Origin of the sequence: Endozoicomonas acroporae (assembly GCF_002864045.1) — a bacterium.
GTDB classification, from domain to species: domain Bacteria; phylum Pseudomonadota; class Gammaproteobacteria; order Pseudomonadales; family Endozoicomonadaceae; genus Endozoicomonas; species Endozoicomonas acroporae.
Window position 1 is genome coordinate 1 of the sequence record NZ_PJPV01000020.1, and the last position, 24,336, is coordinate 24,336.

Annotated in this window: 23 protein-coding genes, 3 tRNA genes, 2 pseudogenes and 1 riboswitch; of the genes and pseudogenes, 9 read left to right on the plus strand and 19 right to left on the minus strand. The window is 46.8% G+C overall.

Going from position 1 to position 24,336, the window contains the following annotated elements; translation table 11 throughout:
* Positions 1-334: 334 nt before the first annotated feature.
* A complete protein-coding gene (locus CX664_RS03525) occupies positions 335-2,113 on the minus strand; it encodes a hypothetical protein (RefSeq protein WP_101745400.1) in 1,779 nt (592 codons plus the stop codon).
* Between the two features lie 193 nt (positions 2,114-2,306).
* Positions 2,307-2,762, minus strand: a complete 456-nt coding sequence (locus CX664_RS03530; protein ID WP_101745401.1) for a hypothetical protein — start codon at positions 2,760-2,762, stop codon at positions 2,307-2,309.
* A gap of 384 nt (positions 2,763-3,146) precedes the next feature.
* Between CX664_RS03530 and CX664_RS26930 the strand changes: the two are divergent.
* Positions 3,147-3,386: pseudogene (locus CX664_RS26930) on the plus strand (transposase); the annotation flags it as partial.
* Positions 3,387-3,635: 249 nt separating this feature from the next.
* Here CX664_RS26930 and CX664_RS26155 read toward each other — a convergent pair.
* A complete protein-coding gene (locus CX664_RS26155; RefSeq protein ID WP_180966363.1) occupies positions 3,636-3,800 on the minus strand; it encodes a hypothetical protein in 165 nt (54 codons plus the stop codon).
* A gap of 272 nt (positions 3,801-4,072) precedes the next feature.
* Here CX664_RS26155 and CX664_RS03545 point away from each other — a divergent pair, with 272 nt between their 5' ends.
* Positions 4,073-6,964: a ZmpA/ZmpB/ZmpC family metallo-endopeptidase-related protein gene (locus CX664_RS03545; RefSeq protein ID WP_101745403.1), complete on the plus strand. Its 2,892-nt coding sequence runs from the start codon at positions 4,073-4,075 to the stop codon at positions 6,962-6,964.
* Positions 6,965-7,365: 401 nt separating this feature from the next.
* Here the strand turns inward: CX664_RS03545 and CX664_RS03550 are convergent.
* Both CX664_RS03550 and CX664_RS03555 read right to left on the minus strand, forming a co-directional pair.
* A pseudogene (locus CX664_RS03550) lies at positions 7,366-7,977 on the minus strand (transposase); the annotation flags it as partial.
* 357 nt (positions 7,978-8,334) lie between these two features.
* Complete coding sequence (locus CX664_RS03555; RefSeq protein ID WP_101745405.1) at positions 8,335-8,892, minus strand: hypothetical protein; 558 nt, start codon at positions 8,890-8,892, stop codon at positions 8,335-8,337.
* Positions 8,893-9,066: 174 nt separating this feature from the next.
* Here CX664_RS03555 and CX664_RS27345 point away from each other — a divergent pair, with 174 nt between their 5' ends.
* The 3 genes from CX664_RS27345 to CX664_RS03570 all read left to right on the plus strand — a co-directional run bounded on the left by CX664_RS27345 (position 9,067) and on the right by CX664_RS03570 (position 10,075).
* Entirely contained in the window at positions 9,067-9,216 is a 150-nt protein-coding gene (locus tag CX664_RS27345; protein ID WP_338063465.1) for a hypothetical protein, read from the plus strand.
* A gap of 207 nt (positions 9,217-9,423) precedes the next feature.
* Positions 9,424-9,660, plus strand: a complete 237-nt coding sequence (locus CX664_RS03565) for a hypothetical protein (protein ID WP_101745406.1) — start codon at positions 9,424-9,426, stop codon at positions 9,658-9,660.
* A gap of 142 nt (positions 9,661-9,802) precedes the next feature.
* Positions 9,803-10,075: a hypothetical protein gene (locus CX664_RS03570; protein ID WP_101745407.1), complete on the plus strand. Its 273-nt coding sequence runs from the start codon at positions 9,803-9,805 to the stop codon at positions 10,073-10,075.
* Between the two features lie 8 nt (positions 10,076-10,083).
* Here CX664_RS03570 and CX664_RS25525 read toward each other — a convergent pair whose 3' ends face one another.
* Together CX664_RS25525 and CX664_RS03575 are read right to left on the minus strand one after the other, a co-directional pair.
* Positions 10,084-10,365, minus strand: a complete 282-nt coding sequence (locus tag CX664_RS25525; RefSeq protein WP_145999795.1) for a hypothetical protein — start codon at positions 10,363-10,365, stop codon at positions 10,084-10,086.
* Positions 10,366-10,427: 62 nt separating this feature from the next.
* Positions 10,428-12,344: a serpin family protein gene (locus CX664_RS03575; protein WP_101745408.1), complete on the minus strand. Its 1,917-nt coding sequence runs from the start codon at positions 12,342-12,344 to the stop codon at positions 10,428-10,430.
* Between the two features lie 383 nt (positions 12,345-12,727).
* Here CX664_RS03575 and CX664_RS03580 point away from each other — a divergent pair, with 383 nt between their 5' ends.
* From CX664_RS03580 to CX664_RS03590, 3 genes are all read left to right on the plus strand, one after another.
* Positions 12,728-13,300, plus strand: coding sequence for a Uma2 family endonuclease (locus CX664_RS03580; protein WP_206679229.1), 573 nt, complete (start codon positions 12,728-12,730; stop codon positions 13,298-13,300).
* Between the two features lie 301 nt (positions 13,301-13,601).
* Complete coding sequence (locus CX664_RS03585; protein WP_101745409.1) at positions 13,602-13,964, plus strand: VanZ family protein; 363 nt, start codon at positions 13,602-13,604, stop codon at positions 13,962-13,964.
* A gap of 48 nt (positions 13,965-14,012) precedes the next feature.
* Positions 14,013-14,102 carry an undecaprenyl phosphate translocase family protein gene (locus tag CX664_RS03590; RefSeq protein ID WP_276328467.1) on the plus strand — a complete coding sequence of 30 codons (90 nt, stop codon included), beginning with the start codon at positions 14,013-14,015 and terminating at the stop codon, positions 14,100-14,102.
* Between the two features lie 139 nt (positions 14,103-14,241).
* On the opposite strand, the gene CX664_RS03595 is transcribed toward CX664_RS03590, so the two are convergent.
* The 9 genes from CX664_RS03595 to birA form a co-directional block, all read right to left on the minus strand.
* Positions 14,242-15,036, minus strand: a complete 795-nt coding sequence (locus tag CX664_RS03595; RefSeq protein ID WP_101745410.1) for a CPBP family intramembrane glutamic endopeptidase — start codon at positions 15,034-15,036, stop codon at positions 14,242-14,244.
* Positions 15,037-15,128: 92 nt separating this feature from the next.
* Complete coding sequence (locus CX664_RS03600; RefSeq protein WP_101745411.1) at positions 15,129-15,524, minus strand: type II toxin-antitoxin system VapC family toxin; 396 nt, start codon at positions 15,522-15,524, stop codon at positions 15,129-15,131.
* Complete coding sequence (locus CX664_RS03605; RefSeq protein WP_101745412.1) at positions 15,521-15,751, minus strand: type II toxin-antitoxin system Phd/YefM family antitoxin; 231 nt, start codon at positions 15,749-15,751, stop codon at positions 15,521-15,523. Before CX664_RS03605 ends, CX664_RS03600 begins: the two co-directional genes overlap by 4 nt.
* A 201-nt stretch (positions 15,752-15,952) precedes the next feature.
* A tRNA-Thr gene (locus CX664_RS03610) sits at positions 15,953-16,028 on the minus strand.
* Positions 16,029-16,062: 34 nt separating this feature from the next.
* Positions 16,063-16,136, minus strand: a tRNA-Gly gene (locus CX664_RS03615).
* Positions 16,137-16,257: 121 nt separating this feature from the next.
* Positions 16,258-16,341 (minus strand) — tRNA-Tyr (locus CX664_RS03620).
* A 159-nt stretch (positions 16,342-16,500) separates the two neighbouring features.
* Entirely contained in the window at positions 16,501-17,223 is a 723-nt protein-coding gene (locus tag CX664_RS03625) for an SPOR domain-containing protein (RefSeq protein ID WP_163371919.1), read from the minus strand.
* Between the two features lies 1 nt (position 17,224).
* Positions 17,225-17,992, minus strand: coding sequence for a type III pantothenate kinase (locus CX664_RS03630; protein WP_101745414.1), 768 nt, complete (start codon positions 17,990-17,992; stop codon positions 17,225-17,227).
* The gene (gene birA, locus CX664_RS03635) at positions 17,989-18,987 is read right to left on the minus strand and encodes a bifunctional biotin--[acetyl-CoA-carboxylase] ligase/biotin operon repressor BirA (RefSeq protein ID WP_101745415.1); all 999 of its coding nucleotides are present in this window, start codon (positions 18,985-18,987) and stop codon (positions 17,989-17,991) included. Before birA ends, CX664_RS03630 begins: the two co-directional genes overlap by 4 nt.
* A gap of 148 nt (positions 18,988-19,135) precedes the next feature.
* Between birA and CX664_RS03640 the strand changes: the two genes are divergently transcribed.
* On the plus strand, positions 19,136-20,206 hold the full coding sequence (locus CX664_RS03640) for a pyridoxal phosphate-dependent aminotransferase (protein ID WP_101745416.1): 1,071 nt from the start codon (positions 19,136-19,138) through the stop codon (positions 20,204-20,206).
* Here CX664_RS03640 and thiC read toward each other — a convergent pair.
* The 3 genes from thiC to CX664_RS03655 all read right to left on the minus strand — a co-directional run bounded on the left by thiC (position 20,173) and on the right by CX664_RS03655 (position 23,907).
* Positions 20,173-22,068, minus strand: coding sequence for a phosphomethylpyrimidine synthase ThiC (thiC, locus tag CX664_RS03645; RefSeq protein WP_420810341.1), 1,896 nt, complete (start codon positions 22,066-22,068; stop codon positions 20,173-20,175). The two genes, CX664_RS03640 and thiC, sit on opposite strands and share 34 nt — an antisense overlap.
* Before the next feature lie 193 nt (positions 22,069-22,261).
* A riboswitch (TPP riboswitch) is annotated at positions 22,262-22,377 on the minus strand.
* A 257-nt stretch (positions 22,378-22,634) separates the two neighbouring features.
* Entirely contained in the window at positions 22,635-23,309 is a 675-nt protein-coding gene (locus CX664_RS03650; RefSeq protein WP_101745417.1) for a phosphohydrolase, read from the minus strand.
* 97 nt (positions 23,310-23,406) lie between these two features.
* Positions 23,407-23,907, minus strand: a complete 501-nt coding sequence (locus CX664_RS03655) for a GNAT family N-acetyltransferase (RefSeq protein WP_101745418.1) — start codon at positions 23,905-23,907, stop codon at positions 23,407-23,409.
* Positions 23,908-24,336 lie beyond the last annotated feature (429 nt).

Consider the following 24,336-nt stretch of genomic DNA (forward strand, 5'->3'; position numbering starts at 1 on the left):
CTATGGATATTGTCGTGTAATCGTCGGGAATAGCTGCCAGCGCGTTGACATCCATGTGAGATGGATCCTGAACAATCCATGTACAGAATGACAACGGAGTTATTCTGAGTTAATGCCTGAATTCAGGATGATCAATAATTTTTAAAACAGCCTCTTAATGTCTACCGTAAGAGTCTCTGTTTATACGTTGTATGGTTGGCATATGCAGAGAAGTGGATCTGTTGCTGTATCCTATTCCCCCTGTATTTATCCGATAAGGTTCGCTCAGAAAATCTCCATACACTGTGCAATGGAGATATAGTTTTCAAAGACGCTCTGGCATTTGACCATTCGACTATTCAATTCCAAACGGAATATACTCGGCCCTTATGACAATCTCATCATTAAATTTATAAATAGGTTTGCCAAGATCCTTTTGATTCGATTTAAGCATCATTAAAGTAAAGAAATCTACAGTTACCGTTCGTGCTTTATGTTCGTCATAACAAGATTGAACTTGTACCACTCTATTTTTCGAGTTCACTGGTATAACAGTTGATATGTCCTTTTTTTGATGGTCTTCGATGGTATGTCTTCTATCCAGTAGTGAAACTTTTATTCCTCCGGATACCGGCCAGGTCAGTTTTTCGTCATGCTTGCCTGGCATAACCTGTGCACAAATTACCGCCCTGGTTTTATTTGCTCGGTCGGTACCTTCTATATTCAGGATGAGTTTGAAGCAGTATCCTTCATCTGAGGTATAGAAAATAGGGCTCTCTAATAGATGATCACTGTATCGGTTACTGTCAACTTTTTGTGAGTAATTTCGGATGGGCCAGCTGATCAGGCCGCTACCTTCGATCACGTCGTATGGTGAATTTAAAAAATTGGGTTTAATCTGAGCGGCTGACAGCACATCTATCGTTGTTTCGCTATTGGAATCCAAATAGCAGGATTGATAATCCCACTTCGGGGGTTGTAAACTGGACAGTCTGCAAAATTCTTTAAAGCCTACGAGAGGATGTGGGGTCTTACCCGGGGATCTTCGGCACTCACCCGGAGCTCTTGATAGATGAATCGTCCTTATAATGTCTTTCTTATGTTTGCTGTGATCTTTCATAATAAATTTCATGGATTCGCTGCAGGGCCATTCGGCTTTGCCATCATTGTCTCCGTTGATCACACGAACGTACAAAGACAGGTATTCATGACTTTGTTTTACTAATAACAACTGAAAGGTATGGTTGTTGATTTGGAATGGCTCACTCTTCTGTATTATCCCACCCGTTTTATTTAAGTTTTCAGCATGGTCAAATTGCCATGAATAGATAATATTCCCTACTCCTGCAGATGCAGATGGTTGAGCGACAGTTACCGGTGGAACCACCTTTGAAACATTATCCATTTTGACCTTCGGGGTTTCGGCTTTCGTTTCGGTGTTGGGCGTGTAGCTGTTATATCCGGAACACACGGACAATTGTTGATCATTAACAATTGTGCTTATGACGGTTGACAATGAGCAATTCTCAGATTTAGCTGCTTCCAATGCCTCATCAAGTAATTTAATTTTCTGCTTTTGTGACTGGACTTGCTCTGTCAGCCTCTTATTTTCCTGAATCGTATTCTCCAGTTCTTCCTTTAAGGCGTCTGAATCAGCGTTACTTTCAGGCTGTATTTTTATGTTGTGTTCATATCGCTCTTTTAAGTATTTTATTTCTTCTATCATATACTGTGGTGATCCACTACAGTTATAGACATGAACTTGCTGATAATTTTGAAACTCCCCTTTCCAGCTGCATTTTGGTTCCAGGCACTCGACAATAAGACCATTGATCTCTCTCGCATAAGCTGCATCGACAAAAATATCTTTTATATTTATGCAGCTGTTACATTCAGCCAGGGGGCAGGTTATCTCTCTGTCTTTAATATTTCTTTCTATGCATGGCTTACAAATGATGTGTCCGCATGGCAGCTGATAAGGATCGGAAAGAATATGTGGCCTTGGCTCTGAATATAAACAGGCAAACTTTTTTTGCTTGGAAGGATCCGGAATCAGAGCCGGTGGATACGGATAGACACGCTCAAATTCAGGCATTGGTGTATCACGATTCAGTGTTCCTGATAATGTGTTCATATTAAAATACCTGAGTTCAATGTCAACGTGTCTGTTTGACCTGTTTTCTGCAACCAGGTTCCCTGTATTTGTATTGGATTTGCCGATTTTCTCTTTTGCCCCCTACGTTATTGCCGGTGCCTTGACCGGGAGGGAGACAAGCATACAAAGCGGTGCACTCCTCGGAGTTGGGAATGGCAGCGATACCAGTTTATTATTTTTTTGCTGGACTGTTATGCTTTTCGGAATCGAAAACCGGACCTTTATCATCTAACTCAGCACCATTTTCATCCGGGTAAGCTTTTTCTGCGTCAGTGGCGGAAGTCGTTGGCTCCCCTGAAATATCTGTAAAACAGGTCAATTCAGTTGTATTTATGTCTAAAGGATTCAGCTCCCTACCCTGTGCGGTGGACAAGGTAGGGAGCTGTTGCTGAACACTGTCGTCGGTATAGAGCAAGTTTGATAAAGCGGGTCTTTTGCTGACGAGTCTGACAAAATTGCTTGTTGGATGATCCTGCAACATTGCACGAACATCATTCCCATTTATTTTTATTCCAATCGATATCGTCATCACAGCTCTTGCAAAGGCTATTGCCATTGAACCCTGGTCATCACGCTCCTTGTTCCATGTGTACGAAAATGCAGCAAGTCCGTGTATTTTGACATCCATTAATAAGTCCCATCTTGTTTATTGCATTTTGAACATTAGCAGCTTGAGACATTAACTTTAGCATCATTTTGATTACATTCTCGAGAATGTATAACGATAGCTCGTACGTTCAACACAATCGTAATTTACCCGATAAAGTCACTGGTCTGGTTGGCTTTTTAAAAGAGTTTGTTGAGGACTATCCCGATTACACCTATGAGGTAAAGCATATTTATGTTGATGGTAATTACGTGATTTTTCACTCACATGCTACTTTGAACTTTGAAGAAAGAAGACAGGGGTAATGATAAAAAAGGAATGAATATTGTTGATACTTGGCGGCTTGAAAATGGCAGGATCGTTGAGCGCTTGGACTCAATTCAAGCACTGGATAACGAAGGTTCGGAAAATATGAAGCCAAAAGAGCTGAGAGCCTTTGATAAAGCGATGTTGCGAAAACGGGCTGTGATTGAGAGTGTTAACGACCTGTTGAAGAATATTTCACAGATAGAGCATACTCGGCACCGCTCACCCTTCAATTTTGCGGTGAATCTGATAGCTGGACTAATCGCTTATACCCAGCAGCCCAGAAAGCCTCATATTGATGTAACAGCACTGACAGAAGGTTTGCCTATGGCTTTCTGAGCATCGAACGCACGTTATTTATCTTGGTAGCCATTCGATCCTGACCGAGCCTCCCAAGGATCAGAATGTTTCTGTCTTGTTATTCCATAGAGACTTTTACCTTTAACGGCGGCCAGAAGTATGTGGATTTTGATCGACGTAAAGTGGAAATGGAGATAAGCGCTCCTTTGGTGACAACCTTTGTCGAAGGAAGCTGGGGGTCATATATGATCCGCCCCGCGATGCAAGGAAAAGTTTTCACAATGGCTTTTAAAGAGTAATGCTTCCATATATCCGGCCTTTGGGGTAGGCAATGCGAGCGTTTTTATTGGCAACAGACACTGCTGATATATTCTTGCCCCTGCGCTGATCAAGCTCTTTAATCCAGTTATTACGGCGATCGTCGTGTTTGTCGGCTACCCTGAGAATATTCACTGGCCGGTTATTAAAGTGAATCCTGTAAATGCCAACAGCCAGAGAAACTGCATTCTTATAGTAAAAAAAGGCGCATCTAATTCAAACTATTCTTACCACTGCCAAAAAACTGGCCACTATATTTTCTCCCTATCAACCTGCAAACAGCGACACCAGTTATACGGCAGAAATAGTTTAATTTTTCTAACCTGTTTACTTATGGTTATGGTCGTTTGCTATATAAGACAGTCGATTGATATCAACATAAACAACTTTGTTATAAGGCATTGATTTTGATACAAGAACCAAGCGCACCCACGACAGGCACTGCCGCCGATCCGCAACCTGTAACAACCCCGGCCACAGAACTGGAGGGCCGGTGGGGAAGGTTGGGTGTCGGGGTTAGTGCGTTTGTCCGGTCGCTGAACCCCAACTTTGATCCGACAAATTCCCGGCCGCCAGTGCCCGGTGCAGCAGGCAGTGATCCTCAGGGCATTGATAGCCTGGGTAATTTCCTGCAGATCACCGCACTGGCAGGACGTGTGGTATCAGCCTGTGGCGGCATGTCCCCGGGAATCAGTAGTCTGCTGGGCAATCTTCCCAGCCTCTTCACTGCGGGCCAATGTGCCTGGGATCAGTTTAATGCATTCACTGCCCGTGCCGAGCCTGGCACGCACAGGGAAAATAGGCAGGACGGGGCCCCGGAAAACGCCAAAGATAAAGATAAAGATAAAGAAAAAACCAGCAAAGCCCCACAAAATACACGACAAAAAATAACTAAATCCGTTGCCAACACGCAACGGTTTGGCCAGTTGCCAAAGACGTCCCTGGCACTGGGGGCCCTGGCCGGATTTTCCGCTGTCGGCGCATCATCAGTATCCAACCCTGGCACCGACGACTGGGTTGATGTGGCGGATGCAGGAAACCTTGGCAATATCTGCGATGATACGGAATCATGCCGCAGAAAGTATCGGCTGACCAGGGATATTGATGGTAGGCAGTTAAACCGATCCATTGGTAATGAAAGCGTTCCGTTTACCGGCGAGCTGAACGGTCAGGGTCATACCATTGGCAATCTCTCCCGCTGCCTGGTAGAAAACCTTAAGGGCGGCCATATCGATAACCTGACCCTTAGTGATGCCAATATAACGTCATCAGCGTCTACCGGGGTAGCGGCTTGTAAAATATCAGGCGACGCCATAGTCAGTAATATTCAGGTTGCGCGTGCTGAGATCCACACAACAAAAGGTGCACCCGCAGCTATTGCCGTGGGCGAAGTCAACGGAGGAAAACTGACCAACACGGCTGCGGTGAATTGCAATGTGATAACCTCCGGTCGCAATGCATTTACCAAGCCCGATACCGAATTTGCCAAGGCCGGTGCCGGTATTGGTGTGGGAGTTCTGCGTAATGGAACTGTTGCTAACACGGTTGCGGTAAACTGTCGTGTTGAAACAAAGGAAATACATAATACTGCTGGTGTTGGTGCGGGTTTTTCGTTTGGAGGAACCGTTTTCAACACAACTGCGGTGAACTGTCATGTTAAAACAGAGGGAAGAAAAGCAGATGCAGGCATTGGGGCGGGATATCAGCATGAAGGAACTGTTATCGACACGACTGCGGTGAACTGCACGCTGACAACCTCCAGACTCAAAGCAAATGCCGGTATTGGGGCGGGAGTATCGAAAGACGGTACTGTTAGCCACACGAGAGCGGTGGACTGCGAGGTAACAACCCGCAAAAAAGAGGCAAGCGCCGGTATTGGGGTGGGATTGAATAAAGAAACAGGAAATATTACCGACACGACGGCAGTAGGCTGCACGGTGAAAACCAGCGGTTCCGAAGCATTTGCCGGTATTGGGGTGGGAAATCATCATAGTACAGGACAAAGAACAGGAACTGTTAGTGACACGATCGCAGTAAACTGTAAGGTTCGCACAGAAAGACCTGATGCAGATGCCGGTATTGGCGCAGGACGCAGCAGCCTTGGAAAGGACAATGTCTACAGGACTAGGGCGATTGACACCAACGTTACAAGTAAAACTAATAAACAACCCTCTGATATTATCAAGGTAGGAGGGGATAAACCAGTTATTATTTGCAATGTCCGTATCAATGGTGCAAAGCTACAAGACAATACAGATCAATGTCGTTCTTGGCGGAATCGTGATCACTGTAAAAAAATTGACCGCCGCCTGGTAACATCAAAGTGCCAGCTTGATTATGATGGTATTGATACATTATACGGTGCCAATGCCCTTCTACCGCCCGCAATCCTGGAGACGGGACCCAAAGGTAGCACTAAGGCTATGAGCTATTCCAGCCCAGCTTCTGTCACAACAACGCTCCCAACAACCGGGGCCACATCAGGCATGAACTCTTCCAGCCAAGGTTCTGCCACAATGTCAACGGCCCCAAACGATTACACTAAAGTACCATCAATGGCCTTTTCCACCTCGGATCCTTCCAGATTTGCCAGACAAACACCGTTAGCGGGATCTCTAAATACTACCGTCATAGCCTATATCGCCTTGGGCGTCTCTCTGGGCGTGGTACTTTTTGTGCTGGCCGGGACCGGGTTATGCGCCTACCGCCATTATCGTCAAAGATTATCGGCTCAGGCTGGCCGGAACCGTGAGGAACCCATGCCGATGCACCCCGAAGGCCGACCCCGGAGTGGCATACCGCTGTCTACTCTTCCTCAGAGCCATTACCAGCTGTCAGACAGACCGCTGCCCACTCCCCCTCAGAGACATTACCAACCATTGTTAGACATACAGGGGAATACGGCAACAGGGGGCAGCAATTCTACGGAGAACACTGAACAAGAACCTGACCCTGGCCAACAACGCCCTGACAGCCCTTTGTACCAGGAACTGATCGGGTTTGCATCCGCCTATCGCTGTAGTTCTGGCGAATCGGTGGAAATCGAGCAGGCCGGTATGATAACTGCAGACAGCAACCCTATGGTGAGCACTGAAGAAGAACCTGACCAACAACGCCCTGCCTCCCCTGTGTACCATGTATTGACCAAGCATGAATCCACCTGTAGCGATCTTGAACCGGTGGAAATTGAGCTGGCGGGTATGGTAACTGGAGACTGCAACCCCATGGTGAGCACTGAAGAAAAACCTGCCCCCCCTGTGCACCTTGTATTGCCCGAGCATGAACCCGCCCGTAGCTAGTTCTCATCCAAAAACTCTGGCCCTTGGGCCACATAGCCTACAGGGATTTGACGTGCTCTGAATTTACAGGAAAATCACATCAACTCCGCTGTAGCCCCCGAAAACTGGTCGAAAAAGGCGTCAAAACAAAACTTGATTTTTGCCCTCCAAACCCTGCCGTGCCTGGGTTGTAGAGTTTTTGGACGAGAACTAGCTAGTTCTCGTCCAAAAACGCATCAGCCAGCTTAGGCTGGTTGTACAAGCGTAACACTTACAGACTGAAAGACAGGCCTTTAATATAAACACAGCCGTGTGACTTCCGGATCATGCTTACTGGACATCCAAATCTGAAAATTGACACGACAGACGAACTCCCATCGCACAGGAAAAACTGTTTTCCATACAACGTTAAGCTGCTGCTTTCAGGATGGCGCCGGATGTCTTGCCAGAATCACAAGGTTGTAGCAGACAACCGATGACCAGCAGTGGGGATCAAACCGTTCGGAGCCTTTGCATTGGCAGCGGGATAAGCCAAAACACCTTTTCAACCATGAGATGCCCGCTTCAATACTCGCCCGAAAGCGAAATAGCGTTTTATACACATACTGACTTTTGGCCATCTCTTCGACTTCCAGCCCGCGCTTTTTATGAAAGGCAACATCACTGATGTCCATCTCTTTGCCATCTTCAAGATTGGCACGACTGGCGTAACCACCGTCACTGCTTGATTGCCTGGGCGCGCGACCATAAATGGCTTTTTGTCGCTCCATCATCGGAACAAACCGCTCAGAATCGGCGGGGTTACCTTCCTCGATTACCAGGTCGAGAATCAAACGACTTTTACCCTGAACCAGATTCAGTTTATGACCGTACTGCACCTGACGCCTGTCCTTTACGATGATATCCGTATGGGGTTCGTACAGGCTCACCACTTTCTCCTGAGCCGGAACCTTTTCTCCTTTGAAGACCCTGCGTTCTGTCTGGGAGATCACAGCATCCACAAGTGGTAGCAGCCGTTCCACGTCCTCCTGCCATTTTTTAGTATCACCTTCATGGACACATTCACCCTGTTGGCGAGCATTTTCAACCTTGAATTTGGCTTCTATTAATACTTTTCTGGATTTATGAGTCAACTTCAGAAGCTTCTTATAACACTCCAGCCTTTCATCTTTTTTACCCGCGTAAATGCATTGCCTTGCTGCGGCTTTGATAGCCCGATTGTGGTGGGTATAAGTAGTTAACCAAATGAAATCGTATTTTCTGACTAAGTGGGCAGTCACTCTGCGGCGTTACAACTACGGTCACATAGCTACGGCTATGCTCCCTACGTTGTGCCTTGCATAGTAACTGCCCACTTAGCCAGAAATATACGATTCCATTTGGCCAACTACTTATTCATAAAGTGTTGAGATTGTCAGCAGCTGCCCTCGTTTAAGCAAACGACATATTTCCTTAACTGAGCTGGCAAGAAGGTCACTGTCGCATGGTGGCTTGATATCCGATTCGGTGACCGTGCTGTCAATAGCTATGGTTCGCCCCTTCTCGATGCCCTGTTCCTTAGCGGATTGTAGCTGGCTGACGTTGATTCGTTCCCAGGTGCTGGCAGTCAGGAGGCTAATCAATCCATGCAGACTGGATCGACTTGGTCGCTGGTTCGGTTCCAGGCGACAAAAATCACGGAAGACTAATGAGTCCATAAGAACAAATGACAGGTAGTCGTAATCGCAGTCCAGATAGGCTTTTAACAATGCGGCACGTAGAACAGATTCTGCTGACAGCCCATTTCTACCAGTGTTTTGTTTGTCACCAGAATTCAAGTCTTCATAAACCCGGTCATTGAACTGCGGATGAGCATCAAGCCACTGAGATATTCCGGAAAGCTGAGTAGAGATTTCATGAGGAACGTAATGAAGTTCCATACTACACTGCGGGTTGCGTTTTTTGCGCATTTGAAGCCCTCTGTTTTTAGCATTCCCTGATGTTTACTGGCCTTGGGAAGGCTAGCTGTAAAAAAGCAGAGGTGCTTCAATTATTTTTCAAGATAAATTTTAAAGTTTTCAATTGGTTGTGTTTTTGGACGAGAACTATCTATGAAAAGGACTCGGTGGCTGTAGACCATACCGATGGTATCTCACTGGATATGGGGCAGTGGCGGTTTTAACCTGCGGCTTTCCAATACCGAGCCGGTGATCCGACTGAATGTGGAAAGCCGGGGGGATGTGGCGCTGATGGAAGAAAAAACGTCTGAATTACTGAGTCTGATTCGCCACTGATTTTGATTCACAAAGGGCACCCGGAGCACAGAGAAAACTTTTCTTTCTCTCGTGCTCTTGGTGTCCTTTTTGGTTTGAAAAGCAAAGACCAGGGTCTTGATTCTTGACGCCCTCTAATCCTGTTCTGCTTTTATAGCTCCTTGATTATAAGCTGGGGGCATAAAAAGTGAGCAGGTCATTGAGAATTGAGTACACGCCACCGATGCCATGCTGCTGCAGTTTTCACAAGATCGGGAGCGAGCCTGTGAACGGTTTGTTACTTTTGTGCTGGTAGGGGCAGGTATCAATATCTGGGTCAATCTCAGACAGCAGATCTACCTGGGTGATGATCAGTTTGTTTCGGATCAGCAGCAGTATATTGAAAAACTCCGGATGAACGGTCAGCACAGGAGTCCGTCAGTCAAATCGATGGAGGGTATCGCAAGGAATTATAAACATTCTTGAGCGATCAGGAACCTTCGTCCGGTAGGGCGAGGATGTCACAAAGAGTATTTAAGTAGTAACGCTTCAATTTAAGTGAATTTTTTATATCGGAACTACAGTGACATTCAGTTGTCCAAAGATTACCAGTTCTGTATTTCCCTGCATGGATGGTAAAAAAATGAAAACATCTATAGGTCTCCTTACAAATGAGGAGCAATGGTTTAGAACTCTTGATAAGAGGGTTGTATTCATAGTACCTGGTATAATGTCACTGCCTGGTGCAGGTATAACCGTATATCTATCCCCTGATTGTGATACTTCATATATTACAAAAGGTTTTTTTGATGGCGCAAAGGACGGCTTGATTTGTTACTCGGCCTCATCTTGCATCATGAATAAAATAACCACGGTAGCAATCGAAACAATTTTCAAATAAGTACATCGTTAAACATAATTTTTTATTATGGAAAGTGTAACGCTATTCCTTTCTCCAACAGGTGTTCCAGTGAACTTTAAATAATGTAAAGAAAATTCAGAATTATCTCCAAACTCAGTAATCAAATGACCACCAGGAAAAGAGCACTTAGACCAAATTGATTGCCTGGAACCATCAAACCCTGAACTAACCTCTTTATACTTTAAAATATATTTTTCTCCCCTATCATCTGAAACTATGTACTGTTCTTTAGCTGGGGTTAAGATTGTAGATAAACAAGAATCATACATTGAATCTCTCCACTAACTCATATAAGTGATCGACCGGTATAGGCAACATCCGTGTCATAAGACTATTCAGTTATTGCCAAACGGGTTGAACTATTCCGGTTTTTTGGGTAGTCAGGGAATAGCTTATTTACCAGGATGTCTCTTGACTTAAACATTACGTCTACATAGATTCTGGGTTTGTAACCAGAATTGGAAAAGTCATGAACACCTCCACAATATTGATGTTCTTTTCCAATAAATTCAATTAATTTTTCTTTAATTTTTTCTGCTTCTTCCAGGTTGTTAACCATAATATCGATACCGACATCACCCCATATGACTTCTTTGATAGGAATATCGTTGAGTTTTTCTTGTAAGGCCATTAGTAATTGACTCTCTTTTTCTTCTTTTCTCAGCTTGTCAAAAGACTGTGACTGCTCAACATTTGGTGGTAAAACGTCATTTCCTGGAAGCTCTTTATTGGTTTTAATAGGCTGTGGAGATGTCTCCGTCATATTTCCAACCAAGTTTGGGGCAGTTACAAAAGACTGCGTGGATGGGGAAGAATTTTTTTTAACTGGGTTTTTATTTTTCGCCACTGCCAGTTCTTTAAAATGTGTCATCAACTGTGGTTTCAATGTTTCAAATCCTTTGAAGCACATACCATGAAATTCATCTCCACACCTAATGCAGTAATCGGTAAATTTCTTTCTTTTCTTTTTATGAGAAAAGCTGTTCGAGCTAGCACCATCAGAAATTTCTGCTTCGCCGGAAGCAACCAGAAAATCACCATTTTTAACCGCTGCTCCAAGCACACGATTGCCTTGATTATCGACAATAAAAACCAGCCCGGGGCTATCAAAATCAAATTCAATAATATCGCTCTCGGAGCCTACGGACCTGGTGGTTATTGCTGTTGTAGTAGCAACTGAAACACGGGCACCTTCCACATCTATTTTGGCCACAATTGTTTGTTTTGTACTGAGAGAGTCAGGTGTCGGTCCGCCTAATTTCTTTAATTTGTCCGGAGTTATTTTTATACCCCGGAAAGAACCAATCTGATCCAACAGATCGCTGTTCGTACTGTTTATTTTCATTACGGGGAGCGTCAGTTTAACTTCTCTGGGTGTGCGGTTAATTGATTTGTCAATCAGATGATCAATGGTCTCTTTAGTAATACTGCCAATGGCATCAGGTGAATATTGAAGCGGTGCTACTGCCACCAGGTAAAGCTCATTCTCTCCTTGCTTGAATGGTTTGGCAATGGCTTCAAATTTTCGGCTACGCTCAGCAAAGTAACCTATCCGATCCTTTATACTCATCATTTTGACGTTAATTGTGGACCCGTCTGCACACCTGAATGGACGAGACTTAGTGTTACTTGCATTAAACGCATGAGCCCATTTTGCCTTGAGTAACACGATATTGATTATGGTGGTGTCAATCGAATCCCGAAGGGGATGATTTGCCAGCAATCCAGGAATTTCACCCCCGGTAACTTGTTCGACGTATTGATCCGTCACATCAGCTATGTTTTTATTTCCATCAGAGGTTAGCAGCTCTGCATTATAGTGCTCAGTGAGGTTGTCTACAAAACCCTTTTCGTGGCCCGGATTATATGCGGATGCCAGGAAGTTTAATATAGAAAGCATCTGGTCATTTCCGAAAGGATGCTTTCTGCTGAAACGCCCCAGTTCATTATGGATCGCCGAATCAAGCTGTGGTGTTAGTTCTCCTTGAGGTATGCCGAGGATCATTTCCTTATCGTTGTTATCCATGGTTGCCAGTAACATACCCAGTGACGCGGCCAGGCTTGAATCGGACAAAGCAGTGCTGGACTGACCTGCAGGTTTTAAAATTTCAAACGCCAGATCACGAATACATGCGGTAACTATCTTTTTAGCTCGATCCTGGTATTCTTGCTGGTTGCAGGTTGTTGTTTCAATCGATGCACGTGTAGGAACAGTTGGTATTGTGGGTAAGCCGACTGAGTTGAACATTTTGATTCTCCTGATTCTGTTAATTTTAATAATATCCGCAAGGCAAGTAATTTTTTATCCGTTCGCTATTGAGATCTCCTTCCACCACTGAGAAGACTCCATCTTTATTTGCTCCAATGGCGCTAAAATCTACAGCGCTAACAAGACTAGTTTAATCACTTTTCCGATGATTGCTCGGCATCCTGATGTTTTTCGTGAGCAGTAAGTCGTCGGTAATTACCAACTATTCGTGCTTTGGTTTTCAGGTCTGCGGCTGTGATTTTCTTTGCATCTTTGTGGGCTTTTGTCCACTTTCTTATTCTGAAACTGCCAACTGATAACTGCCAACTACTCCCCGATGTGTATTATCCTGTAAGGATCATAAACAGAACGGGAAGAAGCGAATGGCTCAGGCCGAGCAGTTACAATTTATGACACCGGAAGCCTACCTGGCGTTTGAACAGCAGGCAGACCAGCGGCATGAGTACGTTAACGGGCTGATCATCGCCATGGCCGGTGCCAGCCGCAGGCACAATCTGCTTACCCTGGCGTTTGCCTCCCTGCTGCGTGCTCATCTGCGGGGCAGTCCCTGCAGAGCTTACTCCAGTGATATGAAAGTGAATGCCAGCTATAAAGGGAATGATGTTTTTTATTATCCGGATGTGATGGTGGCCTGTAACGATTCTGACCAGAACGCCTATGTTGAAGATCAGCCAACCTTGATTGCCGAAGTGCTATCCCCCACCACCGAGGCGAGAGACCGGATGGAAAAGCTTGCAGCCTACACCGCCATCAAGGGGTTGAAGGAGTACGTATTGATCCATCAGGATAAGATGGCCGTGGATCTCTACCAGAGTACCGAGAGCGGCTGGGAGATCATCCGCCTGAAGCAGGAGACCGATACCTTGCTGCTTCATTCCATCGGGTTTTCAGTTACGCTTCGGGAGCTTTATGAAGATGTGGTGGGGGTTCTTTAAGTGATAGTGGGCAGTGGGCAGAAAAAGCTTTTTTGAAAAACTGATAACTATCTACTGCACAGAAGAATATTTACGGATGTAAGTAGTTAACCAAATGAAATCCTATTTTCTGACTAAGTGGACAGTCACTCTGCGGCGTTACAACTCCGGTAACATAGCTACGGCTATGCTCCCTGCGTTGTGCCTTGCATAGTAACTGCCCACTTAGCCAGAAATATACGATTCCATTTGGCCAACTACTTATTAACAATTCCTGATCCTTCATAATTCAGTGTTTTTTTATAATCTTGAAGCCTGTTCAATGGTTAAAATTCTTGCTGGATTTCAGGTGTTCCCGCCTGCGCTGTATCGCTTTGCTTTTGTCGGAGCGCTGGCTTTTGCATTGTTTATGGCGGTGATTCCCCACTGTGCCGACCCGACCGCCGCCGTTAATGACAAAGTCAAACACGCCATTGCCTTTATGGTGTTGTTTGCCATGCTGGATCTGGCCTGGCCCACGGTGGGCATGCCCTGGTGGAAACCCTTGGGATTGATGGCCTTTGGGGTGTTGATTGAGGTCTGCCAGAAGATGACCGGTTACCGCAGCTTCAGTGTGGGTGATATTGTGGCCAATGGTGTGGGGGTGTTGGCATATCTTGGTGTGTACCTCGTGATTTCCCGTTAAGATTTTTTGTGAACGCTCCTTTACTTCTGTTTCTTATAAAGCGTCGCCATCGGCACTACCGATGTAGTGCCCGGTGTTTCCGGCGGTACCATTGTGCTTATTACCGGCATCTACGAGTGGGCAGATAAAGACTGCTGATCCGCTTTTCTTTTAATTTTTCTCAACCATCATCGCTTGCGGTTGCTTTCATTAATTCGTTGCATAAAGACACTCAACAGCAGGTTGTCGATGAAACTGTTGATTTTATTGCAGCTAAATCATCTCATTGCAGGATTTATTATTTTCCAATATGCGACGCTGCCGTTTTCATGGAGTTGATACCTGCCAGGTTGGATCGCTTGATTACTCTGCCACTTCTTAGTTTTAGACAGTTTTCCGATTTAATTGAATTGCTATTGATTTTGGTTTGTTTTGCAGCATGCTTACGATTGTTTAATGTTACCCTCATTTGTTTTAATCTTGTTTTATTTCTATTCAAGGTTGGTTTCATTTGTTCTAATCTATCTCTATTTTTTGTATAACAGTGTAGTTTAATCACACTGAGATTGTGAGCTGCATGGGCAATAGTTGCTGATAATAAACCATGGCTTTTATATATATTGTTATATTTGAAACCCCCTATAGTGGCCATAAATATATGGGTAAAAGATGGTTTTGGAGTGCAAAGATGCGCAATTCCAAACAGAAAAGCACTGATGATCTCCGGGATATACCCTGTGCCAAAAGGTAGGTTTAATTTTATAAGTCGTGGGCAAATAACCCTGAATAATACCTCTTCAGTGAAGGCTTTTGTGAATATGTCCTTTGTAGACAATTTTTCTAAATAACCTTCTTCAAAGGAGTTAAAATCTGTTCGTCCTGTTAACTTGCTCTCCACCATTAATACAGGCCTTGCTAATAATAACTCCAGGGGTGTTTGAGCTAGCCCTAAACCCGTCCCCAAGAAAATTCTTTTAACTTGATCTTGTAATACTTCTACGGATCGACTGCCAGCAAAAGCTTTAACGGATGAATTTACCGCTGGTGCCAATGAAGATATAAAAGGCGATAAATTTGACGATATATAGTCCATAAAAAACCACCCTATGCGTTTAGATCAGGAGGTTAGACCATTAAAAATAGTTTTTCCTCAATTCGGGTTAAAACTATTGACGGCAGTAGGTATTACCAAACACTTGTCACCAACGGGCTCTCTCTCAAATTACGATCTGCAGTAACAAGTGTTGCACCGAGATGAATCGCGGTGGCGGCAATCAAACGGTCCGCCGGATCATTATTAATGCTGCTGTCCAGGTTCACGGAGAGTTCTGCAATGATTGGGTTAATAGGGATAGCGTCGATTGCTCTTGCCTGTAATGCCAATTGGCAAAAACTCTCTGCGCTCAATTCCAATTGCAGCCGTCTACGTTTTATCAGCATGGCTACTTCCCAGAGGGTGATATCGCAAATCATCAGCTGGCCTTTGCGATCACCCTGTTGGATGATTTGCTTTGCCTGTTTGCTGAGTTTGTCGTGTTGCAGGGCATCCCAGATAAAGGCACAGGTATCCAATAAAATCATTGCCGGTTTTCCCAGGGTTCATCCAATGGGTCGATAATATCGCTGGCAATGGCATTTTTACCCACTTCCTTCAGGGTTTTTCTTGAATACTTCTTTAACGCATCGGGGGCGCAAATGGTCGCCAGTGTTTGACCATTAGAGGTCACGATAAAGGGTTGGCCTTGTTGGGCTTTTTTCAGGTAATCAAGCAGGTTAGCTCTCAGTTCGCTGATATTGACCTGTTCCACTCTTTATTCCTTGTACAAAATCTTTGTACTTCTCAAGCTAGTTCAGCCGGAGTGCTTCTGCAAGAGGCAGTGGGCAGTAAAGCTTTTTCTGGCAACTGCCAACTTGTAAAATTTGACTTGCGAGTGAATCACATAGGTTAGTATGGAGGGAATTACAGCGCATAAAAAAGGGCTTACATCACTGTAAACCCTTGTTTTATATGGAGCTCTTAACCGGAATTGAACCGGTGACCTCATCCTTACCAAGGATGCGCTCTACCGACTGAGCTATAAGAGCATGAATCTCAAAAAAGAACGAATAAGATGCAATCTGGAGCGGGTAGCGGGAATCGAACCCGCATCATCAGCTTGGAAGGCTGAGGTTCTACCATTGAACTATACCCGCACAAACAAACTTTATTTATGCAGAGGCTTCTATATATCCAACAAAGAATACAAGAGAAGCCAGCAGTCTCCAAGCATCAAGAATCAGTTTTTCGATTTACTTAACACAAGGAAGTGAAATCTGGTGGTGGGGGCTGGATTCGAACCAGCGAAGCTTTCGCGTCAGATTTACAGTCTGATCCCTTTGGCCACTCGGGAACCCCACCAGATGCTGCGCTATTTTATTCAGGAAGTTTTCTTTGTCAACCCGACTTTCTCTCTTCAGCCACCTTGTTAATCGGTCACCTCCGCTTGTCGTCCGGGCCAGCTGTCTCCCTGAGCAGCGAGGCGTATACTAGAGAAACTCTTGGTCCGTTGCAATGCTTTTACATCACTTTTTTCAGCGCATCATTTTTCTTGCAGGCCGTTCTTAAGGTTTTCAATTCAGGAAACTGGTCAGTAGCCTCATCCCAGAAAGACGTACTCAGCTGTTCTTCTACTGCGGCATCCATCTCAAGCCACCACTGTTCAGGAACTCTGGGCAGGGACTTGATCGCAACCTCATAGCCCGCATCCATTAAGCGACGACTTACTGCTTTTGCATATTCACTGCGGGAAAAAAGTCCCAGCGAGATCCCATTGGTCAGTTCGCCCTGGGTAATCACAAAGCTGTCGATTCTCTGGGCCTGAAGTTCCCTTAACAGCCGTATTGCCGCATCCCTGCTGGCCAGTGGTGGTATATGAACCCAGTAATCCTGCTGCTGACTGCTTTCGTCCGCACGCTCTTTACTGCTGACACCCACGGCAAACAGGCGCTGCTGCAACTCATCCACCTCGATCACATTGGCCAAAGGCCCGACGATCAGACATTCCTGGACGGTATCACCGGAATACAGCGAGGTTTCCAACGCTGGCTGAACTTCAGTCTCATTTCGCAGAGACTGAAGATAATCTTCCGTCTCAGTCAACAGAATCAGCCGCTCACCTGTGGCTTCGGTATAGGCACTATCACTCTCGGGCAGCCAGTAACCCACCCTGGACTCCTGCCATGAGCCCCAGGCAAAGTAACTGATATTGGCAAACACAAGAAAAATTACTGTTAAACGCATTTTATATAACGGAGTTACTCCCCTCCTGTTCGAAAGCAAGCGCCAGACCATCCATCACCAGCGCGGGATGATGGTAACACTCACCCAGATACGGCTGAATCAAGGTAGCATCGCCTCCGGTGAGATAAACCAGGCAGTCTTTGCCACAAGCCGTTTTATACTGCGACTGTTGTGTATTAATCATGGCTACGGCCATGGCCAGAATACCGTTATTAATGCACCCGGCAGTGCTTGTTCCGGGCATTATCGTTGATGCTTCTGCTGCTACCATGGGAAGTTGTGCTGTCCTGGTATGCAGCATGCTCTTCATCAGGCCGACCCCCGGTACAATATAGCCGCCCAGGTGGTTCCCGCCGTCACTCAACAAGTCAACGGTAATGGCAGTACCACAACTCACCACCATTTTATTGCAGGGTGCTTTATTCTCTGCCCTGTCCAGATGATGGGCCGCCAGCATAGCCAACCAGCGATCAACGCCCAGACCAGGATAGGCAGCCTTAACGCCCCGGCACTGCTCTTTAACCTCGGCCTTTAACAGTGATACATTAAAGTGCTGATTAACCGCAGCACTCAACTGCGCAAAACGCTCATCACCGGAAACAATGGCCGCCCTGGCCGAATCGACCGGCCCAATTTGATCCAGCAGCTTGGGCAGTTCCTGTTGCCAGTCTTCGCTGTTGGCAAGAAAGCCATGGGAGATGATGTGGCCGCTATTCAGTAGCCGCCATTTTAATCGGCTATTGCCTGCATCCAGTTCCAGAATTCTCATGATGACTTGCTCTTTGTGGGTGTCGCGGCCTTTAATGAAACCTCACCGCCATTGAAAGTCATCATACCTGCACGGGTCTGCAATAACAGTCCACCATGATCATTCACCCCGGAAGCTACGCCAGACACCGTTTTACCGGAAGCGTCAAGGACAACCTCCTGTCCGGCAAAAGCATCATAGCGCTCCCACTGGTCTTTGAAATGGCTGAAGCCCTGCTGACTGAAAATATCCAGGGTACGGCACAACTCGTTGATCAACTCACTGGCTACCTGGTTTCGGCTCACTGTGGTACCACACACCCGCTGCATATCCACTGCGGGCTGGCTGATCCTGTTGATCTGTTGCTGGCTCAGGGCAATATTGACGCCAATACCGATGATCACCTCACAGTCTCCAGTGGGGTCTCCGTGCACTTCCAGCAGGATGCCACTCAGCTTCCGAAAACCATCGGGCGCGTTCCACAGCAGATCATTAGGCCACTTCAGTTTGAGATCACCACCACCGCTGCGTTCAAGCGCTTTCAGCACAGCCAGACCGATCGCCAGGCTCAACCCTTCCAGGGATGCCATACCAGCACTGTAAAACCAACGTACAGACATACTGATGGTCGAACCAAAGGGGTTATCCCAGGCTCGGCCCCGCCGACCACGGCCGCTGGTCTGATATTCTGCCAGACACACCCCTTTTATTAACGGACTGGCAACAGGAATCTCTCTGACCAGATCATTGGTAGACGCTGTTTTCAAACAGGTGTGGACAACCACCGACTCTCTGGCGGATGGGGCCAGGGCATTGAGAATACGTTCACTATCCAGCAACTCAACTCCCGGGTGCAGCCTGTACCCCCGGCCTTTGACTGAATCAATTTGCAGGCCGAGCGTTTCCAGCATTTTCAGCTTTTTCCAGATCGCAGCGCGACTGATCCCCAACGCCCTGCCCAGCGCTTCACCGGAGTGGAAACCGCCATCAGCCAGAAGTTCTAATACCTTTTCCATTTATAGGAAATCCACATACCTGTCAGGAAACTGAATATTATATCAGGCCAGAGCATTTAGCGGACCCAATGCCTGATAGCTTCTCCCGGGAACTCTGCTCTATACTGCACTTTCTCCAACAAAAACAGATGGATCAGGGAAACCGCCGATGAGCATTTTCAAGTCCCACATCACCCGGATGAGTGCCTATTCTCCGCCACTTGAAGGCAGAGACCCTCATCACAATCTGCTGTTGGACTTTAATGAGAGAACGCTGCCCGTCAGTGAGCATGTCAAACAGGCACTGATTGACTTTATCAATGATGATCGTCTGCAGGTGTACCCATCCTATGGCGACCTGACCCGGAAAATCGCCGACTACGCAGGCGTCGATGAACCCCAGGTCATGATCACTAATGGCTCTGACCAGGGCATTGATATTATTATCCGTGCGGCCTGCACAGAGGGTGATGATATCATCATCCCCGGCCCGACCTTCGCGATGTACCACCAGTGCGCCAATATTGAAAAGCTGAATATTATTGAGCCAGACTATACGCGGCAAACTGGCTTCCCTGTTAACGCAGTATTGGACGCCATCACGGCAAAAACCCGGCTGATGGTCATTGCCAACCCGAACAACCCCAGCGGCACGCAAATCCAGCGTGAAGATATTCTGACCATTGCCAGGTCCGCACCCAATACTGCCCTGCTGGTTGATGAATGCTACTTTGAATATTCTCAGGCCACCGTGGCGGATGCGGTTATGGCATACCCGAATATTCTGGTCACACGCACCTTCTCTAAAACCTGGGGCCTGCCTTCCATTCGCCTGGGCTATGTGATCAGCCACCCTGACAACATCCGGGCACTGCTGAATATCCGTGGCCCTTATGATGTTAACCAGTTTGCCACCGTGGCCATCAATGCCGCCCTGGACCATCCGGAGTATACCCGTCACTACGTCAGGGAAGTTATGGAGGCATCCAAGCCCTTGTTTGAGCAGTTCCTTGATCAACAGGCCATTCCCTATTGGCCCAGTGCTGCCAATTTCATCTGGGCATTTCCGGATAATCCTGAGGTCATTGAGTTGCACCTGCGCCAACATGGCATCCTTGTTCGCCCCAAGTCTGACCACACCGGGCGAAAGGGTCTGAGAATAACACTGGGTGATATTGCCCAGACCCGGCAACTGATCGAGAGGATTCAGGAGGGGCTTTCCATCGCGGGAGCCGCTTGACTGGCTAAGGGCGCTTTATTGGCTGAAGGCTCTTCACTGGCTGAAGGCTCTTCACTGGCTGAAGGCTCTTCACTGGCTGAAGGCTCTTCACTGGCTAAAGGCTCTTTATTGGCTAAAGGCTCTTCCAACTCCCGCACATCATGCGTCATGCGCATTGGGCAGAAGTTTGGTCCGCACATGGAACAGAAACCCGCATCCTTGGCACTGTCCTGAGGGAGGGTTTCATCGTGGTAGGCTTTTGCGGTATCCGGATCCAGGGCCAGGTTAAACTGGTCCTCCCAGCGAAACTCAAAACGGGCACGGGAAAGCGCATCATCCCTTAGTTGTGCCCCCGGATGACCTTTGGCGACATCTGCCGCATGGGCAGCAATTTTGTAGGCGATCAATCCCTGTTTCACATCCTCACGGTTGGGCAGGCCAAGGTGCTCTTTTGGTGTCACATAGCAGAGCATTGCACAACCAAACCAGCCAATCATCGCTGCACCGATCCCGGAAGTAATATGGTCATAGCCAGGGGCGATATCCGTCGTCAGTGGACCCAGCGTGTAAAAGGGTGCCTCGTGGCAATACTCCAGCTGTTTATCCATATTTTCCTGAATCAGGTGCATCGGTATATGCCCGGGCCCTTCAATCATCACCTGCACATCATGCGCCCAGGCTTTCTTTGTCAGTTCACCCAACGTTGTCAGTTCAGCAAACTGTGCCGCATCGTTGGCATCAGCCACCGATCCCGGGCGCAGCCCATCCCCTAATGAAAGGGTAATGTCGTATGCCTTGCATATCTCGCAGATCTCATCAAAGTGTTCATAAAGGAAGTTTTCGCTGTCATGAATTTCACACCACTGCCCGAGAATCCCACCGCCCCTGGAAACAATACCGGTCACCCGCTCAGTGGTCAGTTTCACATGGTCTCTCAGCGTTCCGGCATGAATGGTGAAATAATCTACCCCCTGCTCTGCCTGCTCAATCAAGGTGTCCTTCATCACCTCCCAATTAAGATCCGCTACCTTGCCGTTTACTTTCTCCAGTGTTTGATAAATAGGCACGGTGCCAATCGGTACCGGTGAGTTTCTGATAATCCACTCCCGGGTTTCATGGATATGTTTACCGGTGGAAAGATCCATCACCGTATCGGCCCCCCAGCGGGCTGCCCAGAGCAGTTTTTCAACTTCCTCCTCTATGGTGGACGTCACCGGTGAATTACCAATATTGGCATTAACCTTCACCAGAAAGTTACGGCCGATAATCATGGGCTCTGCTTCGGGATGGTTAATATTCGCGGGTATCACAGCACGACCGGATGCCACCTCCTGACGAACAAATTCGGGGGTTATCTTTGCTTCAGGCCTTCCCATGTTTTCCCTGATGGCGATATATTCCATCTCCGGTGTGATTATTCCCTGCCTGGCATAATGGAGCTGAGTCACATTTCTTCCAGACAGGGCACATCGGACAGGGACAGATGACTGAAAGCGCACCGGCTCAACCTGAATATCCTGTTTTCGTCCCAATGCATAGGTCGAAGACTGGGCACTCAACTCTTCTGAGTCTTCTCGTGCCCGTATCCATTCTGAACGGATAGACGGCAGGCCCTGAAGCAGATCCAGGCAGTATTCCGGATCAGTATAAGGACCGGATGTGTCGTACACCCGAACGGCAGATTCAGTGGATAACTTACTGTACTCTCCATGTCTCTGCCCAATGGTTATCTCCCGCAGGCCCACACGAATATCATGGCGGCTGCCGGGAAGGTAAATTTTCCGTGAAGCAGGAAATGGACGACAGGCTTCTGCCAGAAGAGACTGACTGTCAGCAATTGGAGCACGCATCTGAATACCCTGAAGTTGAGAGTTACCGGCCATGAATATTCCTTATCTATTGTTATTGGTATGGCTTGCCGGTGTCTCAGGCCAGAGAAAAGGAATAGACGGTTTTGGCTAACTTGAGTCATCAAGGTTAGCAAGAAGCTGCTTGATTTAAAGCAAAACGATGCTTTAGATATTAAAGGCATGGTTGGCCAAAAGCGTTATCAGCCATCTACCAGATAGCAACCCGGTACTCTCTTCTCTTGTTCCCTTCGCAGGTATTACCCTGAGCAGGTTCAACGAATTTGCTGCACATTTATCCGATAAAACGCAGCGATCTCAGCTTTCGCACTCCGACAAGATGGGAAGATTATAAAGGTGCCCTCCCTGAAAAAGTAGTACCGGATCCAATGGCACTGACTTAAGAGTGAAAGCCTTGTCATACGTGGGCTTTAAGGTGCCCGGCGATTGGAACCACAAAGCACACAAAGAGCACAAAGGAAAAGAAAAGCTCTTCTTAGTGCTCTTTGTGTGCTTTGTGGTTCCAATTCAAATCTCTAAACCTGTATCAATCCCCATGTTTGCGGGGCTTTTAAGCTTAAGTCAGTGCCATTGGTGCCGGGTCAGGAATAATCCCCTTCCAGCTCTTTAAGCAACTTGCCCATATATTCCCTGAGGTATTCAGAATTCCGCTCTGCCATTCTGCGTCCGGCGGACGTCTGCATGGTGTCAGACAGCTTCAGCAACTTCACCTGAAAATGATCCAGCGCGTATTCACGATCATCAAGGGCCCGGTGCTCTGCCAATGGGTCTTCGGGGTCGAACATTTTTCGCCGCAGCAGGCCCGATGTATAAAAAACCCGGGCCAGCCCGATAGCTCCCAGAGCCTCCATCCGATCAGCATCCTGAACAACTTTGGCTTCAATGGTTTCGGGCGCAATGCCGGCAGAATAGCTGTGACTGGCCACCGAATGACAGACGTTATCAATCAACTCAGCAGGAAACCCCATATCCTCAAGGCAGGTTCTGGTCTTTATAGCTGCCAGCGAAGAGGCCCTGGATCTCTCAGGATGATCTTTTGGCAACACCACAATATCGTGAAAGTAGCAGGCAGCAAGAACCACCAGTGGATTCACAGACACCTGCTCCAGATCCATGATCTGCTGTGCCGTTTTCCAGACCCGCTGAAAATGGGAAAAGTCATGGGAGTGGTCATCATGGTCGTGGTGCATGGATTGTAGCCAGACGATAATTTTCTGCTCCCAGCTACTCAGGGTGTCGCTGCTGCTATTGCTCATGAGTTCAAAAAAGACTGTAAGTGGAGGGATAAATTTAAATGAATGAGATTATTTAAAGCGATTGTACTGTGGCTGCGGAATATTTTCAGCGCATGATTTATATCGGTGACTGTATGCGGTAACGGGCAACCGTACAGGTACTCCACCCCTCAAAGCGATCAAGTGTCATCCCCAGTTGTTGCATAACTCCCTGGGCAAACTCATTAGTGGGGGTTGTATAAGAAATAATCTCTTCCATACCCAGCTGGTTAAACCCGAACTGAGTCACTGCCTCAACAGCTTCCAGCACCAGCCCCTGTCCGCGGTAAGCGGGTAAAAAGCGCCAGCTCATCTCAATATGTTTGCCATAGGGAGAAAAGCCACAATAGCCAATCAGCTGGTTATTCTCTTTGAATACCACCGCCCAGCGCGACCACCCCCATTTATCCAGTTCCGCCTGATAGCGCCACAACTCGGTTTCTGCAAGGCTTCCGGGCTCTGTGGCCATGGCATCTGAGGCACCGGGAGGCGTTTCGCCCAGTAAGGCGGAGTACGCATCGACATCCTGTAACTGCCAGGTACGAAGTATCAGACGGGGCGTATCAGTAACAATCAGCACGGTAAAATAGTCTCCAGAAACTTTGCTCCAACAAAATAATTACTCCGCCATTTGGACAGTTAGATGATCTGAAAGTTCTCATTAATCAGCTGATCCAATGAATATAACTGACTGATTTATTGATACAAATATCAAGAAAAGCAATTGCCTTGATCAGACCAGAGAACGCCAATAGATCATCAGGCAAAACCTGAACCCAGACCACCTGATGATCAGGCAAAAGCGAAGAGAGCCTTAAACTGCAACCTTTTACGAGCAGATGTTGATTTCACAGGCTGCGCAAGTTCTTTCCCTATATTAGTGTGCGCAGATTGTCAAAAGTTCCCTGATTCTATAAACCGGAAACCGATGGCTAATGAGCATATCACTCTTGCCTTGAAAGCGATGTAGAGTTATACCTGTTTGCAACTGCTGACAGGCAAAGGAATT

Coding starts and splice junctions, on each gene's coding strand:
- CX664_RS03525 (WP_101745400.1), bottom strand. CDS start 2,113: ATGAACACATTATCAGGAACACTGAATCGTGATACACCAATGCCTGAA.
- CX664_RS03530 (WP_101745401.1), bottom strand. CDS start 2,762: ATGGATGTCAAAATACACGGACTTGCTGCATTTTCGTACACATGGAAC.
- CX664_RS03555 (WP_101745405.1), bottom strand. CDS start 8,892: ATGCGCAAAAAACGCAACCCGCAGTGTAGTATGGAACTTCATTACGTT.
- CX664_RS27345 (WP_338063465.1), top strand. CDS start 9,067: ATGGTATCTCACTGGATATGGGGCAGTGGCGGTTTTAACCTGCGGCTT.
- CX664_RS03565 (WP_101745406.1), top strand. CDS start 9,424: ATGCTGCTGCAGTTTTCACAAGATCGGGAGCGAGCCTGTGAACGGTTT.
- CX664_RS03570 (WP_101745407.1), top strand. CDS start 9,803: ATGGATGGTAAAAAAATGAAAACATCTATAGGTCTCCTTACAAATGAG.
- CX664_RS25525 (WP_145999795.1), bottom strand. CDS start 10,365: ATGTATGATTCTTGTTTATCTACAATCTTAACCCCAGCTAAAGAACAG.
- CX664_RS03575 (WP_101745408.1), bottom strand. CDS start 12,344: ATGTTCAACTCAGTCGGCTTACCCACAATACCAACTGTTCCTACACGT.
- CX664_RS03580 (WP_206679229.1), top strand. CDS start 12,728: ATGGCTCAGGCCGAGCAGTTACAATTTATGACACCGGAAGCCTACCTG.
- CX664_RS03585 (WP_101745409.1), top strand. CDS start 13,602: ATGGTTAAAATTCTTGCTGGATTTCAGGTGTTCCCGCCTGCGCTGTAT.
- CX664_RS03595 (WP_101745410.1), bottom strand. CDS start 15,036: ATGGACTATATATCGTCAAATTTATCGCCTTTTATATCTTCATTGGCA.
- CX664_RS03600 (WP_101745411.1), bottom strand. CDS start 15,524: ATGATTTTATTGGATACCTGTGCCTTTATCTGGGATGCCCTGCAACAC.
- CX664_RS03625 (WP_163371919.1), bottom strand. CDS start 17,223: ATGCGTTTAACAGTAATTTTTCTTGTGTTTGCCAATATCAGTTACTTT.
- CX664_RS03630 (WP_101745414.1), bottom strand. CDS start 17,992: ATGAGAATTCTGGAACTGGATGCAGGCAATAGCCGATTAAAATGGCGG.
- birA (WP_101745415.1), bottom strand. CDS start 18,987: ATGGAAAAGGTATTAGAACTTCTGGCTGATGGCGGTTTCCACTCCGGT.
- CX664_RS03640 (WP_101745416.1), top strand. CDS start 19,136: ATGAGCATTTTCAAGTCCCACATCACCCGGATGAGTGCCTATTCTCCG.
- thiC (WP_420810341.1), bottom strand. CDS start 22,068: ATGGCCGGTAACTCTCAACTTCAGGGTATTCAGATGCGTGCTCCAATT.
- CX664_RS03650 (WP_101745417.1), bottom strand. CDS start 23,309: ATGAGCAATAGCAGCAGCGACACCCTGAGTAGCTGGGAGCAGAAAATT.